At 65.9% G+C, this 10,016-nt stretch carries 9 protein-coding genes; 7 read left to right on the forward strand and 2 right to left on the reverse strand.

The window, feature by feature from the left end; all coding sequences use genetic code 11:
- Positions 1–151: 151 nt before the first annotated feature.
- The gene (locus AB0I59_RS40370; RefSeq protein WP_358141974.1) at positions 152–844 is read right to left on the reverse strand and encodes a hypothetical protein; all 693 of its coding nucleotides are present in this window, start codon (positions 842–844) and stop codon (positions 152–154) included.
- Positions 845–1,198: 354 nt separating this feature from the next.
- On the opposite strand from AB0I59_RS40370, the gene AB0I59_RS40375 reads away from it, so the two are divergent.
- From AB0I59_RS40375 to AB0I59_RS40390, 4 genes are all read left to right on the forward strand, one after another.
- Positions 1,199–1,744 (forward strand): SigE family RNA polymerase sigma factor, encoded by a 546-nt coding sequence (locus AB0I59_RS40375; RefSeq protein ID WP_358141977.1) that lies wholly within the window; start codon positions 1,199–1,201, stop codon positions 1,742–1,744.
- Positions 1,741–2,949, forward strand: a complete 1,209-nt coding sequence (locus tag AB0I59_RS40380; RefSeq protein ID WP_358141980.1) for a hypothetical protein — start codon at positions 1,741–1,743, stop codon at positions 2,947–2,949. The genes AB0I59_RS40375 and AB0I59_RS40380 overlap by 4 nt, the downstream gene beginning before the upstream one ends.
- Positions 2,950–3,106: 157 nt before the next feature.
- Positions 3,107–4,168 (forward strand): pyridoxal-phosphate dependent enzyme, encoded by a 1,062-nt coding sequence (locus AB0I59_RS40385; protein ID WP_358141983.1) that lies wholly within the window; start codon positions 3,107–3,109, stop codon positions 4,166–4,168.
- A 391-nt stretch (positions 4,169–4,559) separates the two neighbouring features.
- Positions 4,560–5,543 (forward strand): BtrH N-terminal domain-containing protein, encoded by a 984-nt coding sequence (locus AB0I59_RS40390; protein ID WP_358141985.1) that lies wholly within the window; start codon positions 4,560–4,562, stop codon positions 5,541–5,543.
- A gap of 290 nt (positions 5,544–5,833) precedes the next feature.
- Here AB0I59_RS40390 and AB0I59_RS40395 read toward each other — a convergent pair whose 3' ends face one another.
- Complete coding sequence (locus AB0I59_RS40395) at positions 5,834–6,883, reverse strand: helix-turn-helix transcriptional regulator (RefSeq protein WP_358141988.1); 1,050 nt, start codon at positions 6,881–6,883, stop codon at positions 5,834–5,836.
- A gap of 174 nt (positions 6,884–7,057) precedes the next feature.
- On the opposite strand from AB0I59_RS40395, the gene AB0I59_RS40400 reads away from it, so the two are divergent.
- The 3 genes from AB0I59_RS40400 to AB0I59_RS40410 all read left to right on the forward strand — a co-directional run bounded on the left by AB0I59_RS40400 (position 7,058) and on the right by AB0I59_RS40410 (position 9,006).
- The gene (locus tag AB0I59_RS40400; RefSeq protein ID WP_061253105.1) at positions 7,058–7,519 is read left to right on the forward strand and encodes a cupin domain-containing protein; all 462 of its coding nucleotides are present in this window, start codon (positions 7,058–7,060) and stop codon (positions 7,517–7,519) included.
- A 67-nt stretch (positions 7,520–7,586) separates the two neighbouring features.
- Complete coding sequence (locus AB0I59_RS40405; RefSeq protein ID WP_358141991.1) at positions 7,587–8,516, forward strand: AfsR/SARP family transcriptional regulator; 930 nt, start codon at positions 7,587–7,589, stop codon at positions 8,514–8,516.
- Between the two features lie 4 nt (positions 8,517–8,520).
- A complete protein-coding gene (locus AB0I59_RS40410) occupies positions 8,521–9,006 on the forward strand; it encodes a cupin domain-containing protein (RefSeq protein ID WP_358141994.1) in 486 nt (161 codons plus the stop codon).
- Positions 9,007–10,016: the final 1,010 nt, after the last annotated feature.

Genomic DNA, 10,016 nt, shown 5'->3' on the forward strand with positions numbered 1-10,016 from the left:
TCAGGGGGCCTCAAGGACCTGATGGCAAGGATGGGGCACGACAACGTCAGGGCGGCGATGATCTATCAGCACGCTGCACGTGGGGCGGACAAGGCGATCACGGACGCGGATGTGCCCCTGTTGCAATAGCTATTGCAGTACGAGAATCAGTTCAAGAGCACCCCGGCGCCTGAGGCAGGCGGAGATGGGTGGCCACCTCGGTGACGAGGTCTTCGACGGGACGGGTGCCGTCTACCGAGACCGTACACAGCCCGTGGGCGGTGGCTTGCTGGCGGACCTCCTCATCCCACAGCGCGTCTCGGGCGAGGCGTTTGGCGAGCATTTCTTCTGGACCGTGGGATCCCCATGTGGCTCGGGCTCGCAGAGGGTCGGCATAGCGCATGGCCAGAACACGCCGACGGAACTCGGGGGAAGGCAGCAAGAACACCGCCTGGTGAAAGCCGGCAAGCAGGGGCGCGACATCGCGGGGCAGGACGCCGAAGTAGTCGACCAGGACGATCCGGTCATTGGGAAGGGCAAGGAGATCCTCGATGAGGAAGCCGATCACCTCTCCATGCAGGCTGGCCATCGACTGGAACACTTCCTGTGCCGACCGGCCCGCCCATACCTGTCCAGGCGCAGCGCCCAATAGGGCGTGCAGGTGAGGGTGATGCTGCCGCGTACTTCGGGCCACCCAGTCGTGTTCTGCTCGGTCACCGTTGTAGAGCCGGGCGTCGTGTCGGCGGGCCAGCGCCATAGTCACTGTGCTCTTGCCGGCTCCTGTTCCACCGGCGATCCAACGTACGTGCGCCAGATGCTCGATGAGCGTCCTATCGCTGCCTGGGGCAGTGCCGGGAGGCTTCATGCACACGAGTGTCCTGATGTATTTCGCATAATCACAGTCTTGTTCTTCACATGCACAGGGATTGAGTATGAGAGAGAGGGCGAACATGTTCACTGGCTATAGCAACCATCATTGGTTGTGCGGCGCCGCATGCTTCTCCCCATGCCCCGACGATCAGCCCGTGACCGGGATCTTTCCGCGCGGCGCGCACGCCTCGCCTGCCTGATCGGCGGAGCGGCTTCAACACCTGGACGCGCTGGGTGGATGTGGTCAAGGAGATGGGTCTCCCCGGCCTCCACTTCCATGATCCGCCTTGGTGCTGGCCGCCGTGGCTGCACGCTCTGATCGCACGTGCGAAACACGTACCTTTGATCCTTGTCCTTCGACGTGTCAACGAACCGCCCCTTCGAGGGTCTTGAAGGTGTGATAGACACCTCGACGAGGACGAGCGAGGTCTCGGCATTCGCGGAGCTGTTCGCGAGCCAGTGCCGGGCATTGGTACGGCTGGCGGGGCTGCTCGGCGCGGATGATCCAGAAGACATCGTTCAGGAGGCGTTCGCTCGCCTGCACTCGCGTCGGCTACGGGACGACGGGGCCGCGCTTGGCTACTTGCGCGTGACTGTCTGCAACCTGACCCGTAAACGGCTGCGTCATCTACGAGTGGCAAGGCTGTGCCGCATAGAACCGTCCGGTCCGATGCCCAGCAGCGAGCACATCGCGATCGTCTCTGAAGAGCATCGTGAGTTGCTTGCCGCCCTGGACGGCCTGCCGCGCCGTCAGCGTGAGGTTCTTGTCCTGCGTTATTGGCTGGATCTATCCGAACGTGAGATCGCCGAGGCCATTGGTGTATCGCCGGGCTCGGTGAAAACACACGCCAGCCGCGGCATCGCCGCTCTGAGCAAAGTACTGGAGACGTCATGACTGAGCTCGAAGACCGTCTGCGTTCGGCACTCGAAGCACGCGCCCACACCTACGGAACCAGCCCTCAGGCGTGGATCGAGGTGCGCAAGCGCACTCTCCGCTCGCGGCAGCGCCGCATCTGGCTACTCACGCTGGTCCCAATGGCTGCGGCCGCAACCGCTCTACCGATGTTCCTGGCCATAGGAAGCGCACAGAACGACGAGGCCGGCACCGGTGTTGTGACCGCTTATGCCAGCACAGCACGTGATGGTGACATCTATGCGGATGTCATGCAGGACAAGACAGCGCTTGGTGACCGACTGATCCTCGACAACCCATCGGAGCACAGACCGATGCTCCTTTGGTTTGCAAAGACGACAGACGCACAAGGTGTGGCCGGCACGGCGTTCTGTACGGCCACTCAGTCAAGAGACGGTGGAAGCGACGCATCCTGCGGCAACGTTCTCATCGACACCCGGCCACAGGAGGAACAGGCCTGGGAGGAAGGGGCGACAGCGTCATGGCCGTTGCCGGAGGCGGTGCTGTATTACGGGGTCGCCCGTGAGGGTGTGGCGGGGGTCTCGGCCGTTGCCGAGGACGGCTCCACAGTTGTCGGTAGGCTCCAACGGCCCGAGGGCGCACCCCTGTCGATCTGGACGGTGAGCGTGCCATCGAAGGCGCATATAACGGCATTCACGTTCACCGACACCGAGGGGCGGGTCATCGAACGGGTTAAGAAGCAGACCGACCATCTCGGGCCGGAAGCCAACAGCAACCCCCTCGGTTCGGCCATGCGGATGCCCGGAGGCCTCACAGCCAACGCGTACGAGACTCCCGACAAAACGCTCATCTGGACGCTGGATGGCCAGGAAGTCGGCATCCACCTGGTCCGGTCGAAGGACCTGATGACCGACATGGGCGACCGTAAGTACCCCGTTGAGTTCCGGGACCATGGCGACCGCTGGTTCGGCGTCACCACCGCCCAGACCACTCGGGTCGCACTGATCTTCAAGGACGGTCGGAGAGTGACCGCCGACACGCGAGCCGATCCCTGGAAGATCGGCGTCCGGTTGTTCTCCGGCAGCTACCGGCGCCCAGGTGACATCTACCTTGAAGGATTCCAACTCGTCGGCTACAACGAGGCAGGCGCCGCGATCTGGCGCGAGTACCACCCAGCTCAGAAGCCGCTTTGGCAGACACCTCACCCCATGTCCAGTCCGAGGTAGCGGGGCCACGTGAACACGTGCAAGTCGGTCTCGCCCTGCCTGGCCCGACGATGAGTACGAAGCAGATCATGTTCCGCGGACGTGCTCCGGGCGATGGAGATCCTTCATCCAGATCGCTGATCAGCCAAGCCCGGGTTCCCAGACGTACATTGGTCGCGTGATCAGTACGTGGGCGACCGAGGCGCTCGCCCTGCTGGATGACGAGAGGGCACGGGTGGGCGTCACGCCGCTCGGCGAATTCCCGCTGCCGGCATCGTGGGGAGTCCGGCTGTGGCTCAAGGACGAGTCGGCCCAGCCAACCGGCAGCCTCAAGCACCGACTTGCCCGCGCCCTGCTCGCCGACGCGATCGCCGCGGGCCGGATCGTGGCGGGCACAACGGTCGTCGAGGCCACCGGCGGCTCCATGGCCGTCGCCCAGGCCTACTTCGCCCAGCTGCTCGGCCTGCCGTACATCGCGGTCATGCCGAAGAAATCCTCGGGCGAGGAGGTCGAGCGGCTCGGCGGGAGCTACCGGCACGTGGACCCGCCGCTGGCCATCTACGAGGAGGCCGAGAAGCTGGCCCGCGCGGTGGGCGGCCATTACGTGGACCACTACACGGCGGCAGCGACCGTCGGGTGGCGCGGGGGCAGCCTGGCCGACGAGCTGTTTGAGCAGGTCACTGAATGCCCACGCTGGATCGTGGTCGGCGCGGGCACCGGCGCGACCGCGGCCGCCGCCGGCCGCCGCCTCCGTGCTGGCGGCCTGCCCGGACGGCTGGCGGTGGTCGATCCGGAGAACTCCGCCTACTTCCCCGGCTGGGCGAGTGACGCCCCCGACTACAGCACGGGCATGCCCTCCCGCATCGAGGGCATCGGCCGCCCGCGGATGGAGCCGGGATTCGTCGCCGACCTCATCGACCTGGTCGTCCCCGTGCCGGACGCGGCCAGCGTCGCCGCTGCGCGGTGGGTCCGCCAGGTGACCGGGCTTCCGGTGGGACCGGCCACCGGCACCAACCTGTGGGGAGCGCTGGAGATCATCGCGCGGATGCGGGCCCAGGGCGTCCGGGGCGACGTCGTCACCCTCATCGGAGATGCGCACCCCCGTCACCTGCGCGCTTGCCACGACGACGGTTGGGCTGAGAGCAGGGGCCTCGACTGGCGGCCGTACGAGAAACGGATGGCCCGCCTTCTCGAAGAACACGACGCGGGTGGGGCTATGGACAGGGGAAGCGGACGGTGACGACGAGACCGCCGCCCTCTCGGGGTACCGCTCTCGGGGCATCTTGGGCTCTTCGGGCCCGCAATTACACGTGTTCCAGCGGTGTGGGTTCTTCTGGCGGAACGATGACCAGCGATGAAGCGGTCTGCTTCAGTAAAGAGCAGGAGCGCGGCCGCGGTGATGTCGTATGACATGCGCGACAGTGAGATCCACCATGGCGAGGCCCCGGCCAACCTCGGGGCTCGCCCGCCGGATGGGAGTCGGCACTCGCCGAGCCGACCCCCGGCGAGGTGTGGATCACGCGGCTGGACTCTCCCCCTATGGGAGGCTTCACGCTACTCCTGACGATCCTGGTAGCTGGTCAAGGAAGTAGCCGGCACGCTGATCGCCCAGGGGTTGAGGAGAGCGACGTATGACCATCGTGAAGGACATCGAGGCTCGCGGCATGCATCACTGCGAGACGACGGCGCTGGGAGTGCTGTTGCGGCATGAGGGACTTGATCTGTCCGAGCCCATGCTGTTCGGGCTGGGCTCGGGCCTGTCCTTCATCTATTGGGACAGCAAGGGCATGGAGTTCCCCTTTCTCGGAGGCCGCGTCAAGCCTTTCGACCTCACCAGGAACCTGACCGCCAGGCTGGGGCTGACATTACTCGTCGAGGAGACCACATCACCGCGAAAGGCGTGGGAGAACGTCGCCGCCCCCATCGATGCCGGTCGGCCGGTCGGCCTTCAACTCGACTGCTATCACCTGGAGTACTTCCGGTCCAAGGTGCACTTCGGCGGCCATGTCGTCGCCATGTACGGCTACGACGAGCACGACGTCCACCTGGTGGACACCGACCAGCAGGGAGGGGCGGTGCGCACCAGCAGGGCCAGCTTGGCCATGGCGCGGACCGAACGCGGCCCGATGACCGCCAGAAACCGATCCTTCACCATCACCCTGCCGGAGCACTCGCCCTGCTGGCAGGACCAGATCATCCCCGCCATCAAAGACTGCGCCGACGCCTTCCTGGCCGCTCCCATCGCGAACCTGGGCCACCGGGGCATCGAGAAAGCCGCCAAGCAGGTGCCCAAATGGCTGCTGCGCGCCGGTAACCCGCAGCAGGACCTACGGCAAGCTGCCCTCCTCATGGAGAAAGCCGGTACCGGCGGTGCTTTGTTTCGTGCCCTCTATCGCGACTTCCTCGGCGAGTGCGTCCAGCTGATCGACGACAGCAACCTGCGCGCCGGTCACAAGCTGTACGCCGAGGCCGCCACCCTGTGGACGGACGTGGCCATCTTGATCACGAAGGCTGGAGAGCGCGGCGACGTGGGGCATCTCGAGCAGGCCCGCGTCATTCTCCATGATCTTTCGCGCATGGAGAGGGATGCTATGCAGGTGCTGCGTCAGTTGTAGCTCTACCCGGATCGTGCATATGAACAGCACATTGGCTCACGAGCTCAAGGTCCAACCGCGCCAGGAAAGCAGGGCTACTAGGGCCTGTACGGAGTTGAGATCAGAAGGATTCGCCTGCGCCTTGAGCTCTGATGCCGTAAGCCATCGCCATGGCGCGTGGAGACCTCACTGACGAGGAATGGTCCTTGATCGAGCCTCACTTGCCCCGACTCGACCCTCTGATCGAAAGAGATGACCGAAGACGTCGTCAAACGCGATCGGCGCTCCATCGCTAGCGTCCTGTCCCTGGATTAGGAACCCTGGAGACGACCGACGAGCTGGTTGCGGCTGCGCACGCCGACCTTCGCGAAGATCGATTTGAGGTAGTCCTGAATGGTGTAGGCCGACAGATGCAACCGATCGGCGATCTCGGCGGTGGAACGGCCCGTGAGGACCTCCTCGCACACCTCTCGCTCCCGCGCGGTGAGGGCGTAGGAGGTCAGCATGATGCCGATCACCTCGTCGACGGGCACCGGTTCGACGGTGATGAGCACCCGCTCGGCCGACGAGTCCAGCGGCATCAACTGCGCGGCGCGGAGCGCGACCCAGGTCCCCGAGAGGTCACGCATGCGGGCGTAGGCCGTGCCGGTAGGGGAACCGGACAGCGCGGCGGCCACCGCCTGCAGTGCAACGTTGAGCCAGCCGGGGCGTGTCGCCTCCCAGGCCTCCAGCCATTCGAGGGCGGCGGGCGTGGCGCCCTTGAACTCGCCGCCAGCATCGAGCACGATCACGACCGGGCCGCCGGAGCCCGCACTGGTGCCGGGCATCCTGCTCCTGTTCGCCGTCCGCAGCGCTATGCCGATCAGCGGAGCGACCGAGGCCAGGAAGTCTGCCTCGGCCGTGGAGAAGTCGGGTCCGCCAGGGCCGCGCATCAGGCCGGCGATCCCCCAGCAGGCACCGTCGCTGACGAAGGACGCGCGTAGGTCGAAGGCCACCCCGATGGACTTGTAGAGCTCGTTGACGCGCCGACTGCGCACGACCTCGCCGAACGGCTGGTCGGAGAGCCGGCCGATGGGGACCTGCCTCCGCGCGAGGTCGGCGAAGCTGTTGCAGTCAGAAGGACCGTACTCGATCTCGGCGAACAGTGCCTCCTGCTGTTTGGAGGGGTTGAGGTCAACCGTCACCGAACCGGTGGGCAGCATGGTCTGCGGGTCCACAGCCGCCCAGCAGGTGGCGTCGTACGGCACGACCTGGCCGACCACGTCGATCGCCTCTTGCTGGACGTCGGCCGGGCCCAGGCCGGCCGCCGCGACGGCGGATAGGGCGCGCCTGGCCTCGCGGGCCCGTGCCTGGTTCACCATGGTCCCAGTATCGAAGAGTCCTCCGCCGGCCACCATCCCAGATTCCTGGGGGTGCCAGCCGGGCGAGATCCCCCTTCGCGTGGGATGGAGCGCAGCCGCACCTGGTTCTTAACGTGAGAGCGGAATGCCAGTAGCACCGGGGACTGCGACCCCAGTGTCACAGAAGGAGATTCGATGTCCCAGCAGATTCACCACAGCCTTGCCGGCGAGGGCAGGGAGCTGTTCACGGTCGACAGCACCGCCACGGTGAAGGTCGGCGCGGAGCACACCAATGGTGAGTACGAGTTGTTCGAGATCGACGGCGAGCGAGGTAGCTTCGTCCCGCCGCACCGGCACCCCTGGCCTGAGTCGTACTACATGCTGCACGGCAGGATGTCAGTTCAGGTGGGCTCCAAGCGGTACGAGATGGGCCCCGGCGAGTCGATCACGGTACCCACTGGTGCCGTGCACACCATCGAGGTGCGCAGCAAGGCCGCGAAGTTCCTGGCTTTCAGCCTGACCGACGGCACCGGAAAGCTCTTCGCCGACCTCGACGCGAACGTTCCCCCCGGGCGCGCGATGGAGGAACTGGCTCCGCTCATCACCGAGATCGCTGAGCGGAACCGGACCAGCTTCATCGGCCGTCCCGCACAGTAACCGCTCTCATTCAGGCCGGCCGAGGGAGGCCCCGGCCAGGGGCCTTCCGTCATTCATGGAGGAGATCATGGACTTCCGGCTACTCGGTGAGACGGCGGTGCTGGCGGCTGACGGCACGTCGCTTGATCTCGGCCCCAGAAAGCAGCGCATGGTGCTCGGCGCGCTGATGCTCAGGGCAGATAAGACCATCGACATCGAGCAGTTCATCGACGTGATCTGGCCGGAGACCGCGAACAGTCGCGTCGCCGTGAACAGCCTGCATGCGTACGTGTCCAAGCTGCGCCGGATCCTCGAGCCGGGTACGGAGCGACGCGGCGACTACGAGATCCTCACCAGGCGCTCCAGGGGCTACCGCCTGACCGTCCGGCAGGAGTCCCTGGACATCGGACGGGTGCGCATTCTGGCACAGGAGGGCCGCAAGCTCTTCGCCGCGGGCCACAGCGCGCAGGCGTCGGCCTATCTGCGCAAGGCACTCGCCGAGTGGCGCGGGGCGCCGCTGAAGGATTTTCCCGACGGGCCATGGATCCGTGACGAGGCGCACTACCTGGCCGAGTTGCACAGGGGCCTCATCGAGGACGCGGCGGAGGCCGATCTGGCTCAGGGGCTCGGCCCTGTGCTGGTCCCCGAACTGGGACGGCTGCTGGCGGCCTTCCCGTACCGGGAGCGGCTGCGTGTGCTCACCGCGCACGCGCTCTACCAGGCGGGCCGGCAGGCGGACGCGCTGTCCCTCATCGCCGAAGGACGCAGGCAGATGGCCGAGGCCTTCGGTCTCGACCCCGATCCTCGCATCCGCGTGATGGAGGATCGGATCCTGCACCACGATCCCTCGCTCACCCCGCGGCAGGTAGTGCGACTGCACGGCGACAGCTGTGCGAGGGGGCGGCGTCAGGGGACCATCAGGCTCACTCCGAAGGTGTTGGCAACGTCGCCACAGAGGAGCACTCTGTCGACGACGAGAGGGGCGCTGTCATATGTCACTACCTGTTTCATCCCATGACGTCGTGGTGGTACGAGAGGCGGAGACCGAGATCCTCACGACCGCCCAGGTGACCGGGCGACTGTATGCCGACAGCAGTCAGGTTGGGGGAGCTCTCAGCGCTCAGCGGATCACCCTCGGGCAGGGAGCCTCGGGAGCGTCGCCGCACCATCACACCAGGGCCAGCGAGCTCTTCTACGTCCTGCAGGGGACGGCCGAGATCCTCACCGGAGAACGCGTCCTCACGGCGGAGCAGGGAGACCTGGTCGTGGTCCCGCCCCGCGCCGTCCACGCCTTCGCCGCCGCCCCCGGAACCGAGGCCGATCTGCTGATCGTCGTCACGCCCGGAATAGAGCGCTTCGAGTACTTCCGCCAACTGCAGCGCGTCGCCAAGGGCGAGGCCGCCTTGGAGAGCATCCTCGAAGCCCAGGACCTCTACGACAACCACTTCGAGGAAAACCAGGTCTGGCAGCAGCACCTTCTCCGGCGCGCACCGGGTTATCGGGCTTGATGGCGTGATGCGGCTCCAGGATCCCCCGGGGATCGTCTATGACGACACGGCGTGCCCGGGCCCGGCCGTTGATCGACGTCGACCTGTCGTACCGGCTTCTGGACGCGTCCCCATATAGGCGCTCAACGGACGGCTCCACCACATCGGCATCGGACGAACCCACGCCCGAACCGACGTCGTCCTGCTCGCCGACCTCCAGGTCCGGGTTGTCAACGCCGCCACCGGAGGACTCCTCTGCGAGCTGAACATCGATCCCAGCCGCGACTACCAACCCCAGAACAAGCCGAAACCCTCGAGCCCGTAGGTTCGAGGGTTTCCGATGTGTTGAGACATCACAGTGGAGCGGGTGACGGGAATCGAACCCGCGCTGTCAGCTTGGAAACCGCATGATCACGGCCGGTCAGAGCCGCTGACCTGCGCGCGGGGCCGGTCATGAGTGACCGTGGTCGCCCCTTGCCACCCTGCCCAATTGCACGACGCTCAGCTAGCGTCAGGGTGATTGGCAAGCTCACGGCCAACGTGATCGACACGATGTCGTTCGAGACTCTGCTCATGTAGGCGAGAGGCCAAGCATCCGCGATGAGCGGCAACAGAATGGCTCCCCGGTCCGTCGGCGCTTCGAACGTCCATAACAACGCCATCGCCTCCCGGGCTCAGGGTCGTGGGAAGGGCGCAGAAGTCACACGTCCACTGGAAAAGCTCAAGATCGCGCGCGCGGATGGTCAGACGCACCCATGCGGGGGGATACCACCGCCCGATCGTCTGGACAACGGCCTCCAGTTCAGACCCGACTGCAGGGTACTCGTCTAGCCACGCCCGATCGTGGCCGGAGGCACCATCGATTGCTGCCCCGTCGATCGAGGCGCCGATGCCCTCATGACCGATGATCGTCACGACGACGCCCCACGGACGCTGACTAGTGCCGTGTCAGGCCACGTTTGCCCTCTTCACGATCCGGCGTAGGCGGGGGTTATCGACGTTGCGGTTACGCCAGGCGATGTAGCGGCGGA

This window comes from Microtetraspora glauca (assembly GCF_040656155.1).
GTDB classification, from domain to species: domain Bacteria; phylum Actinomycetota; class Actinomycetes; order Streptosporangiales; family Streptosporangiaceae; genus Microtetraspora; species Microtetraspora glauca.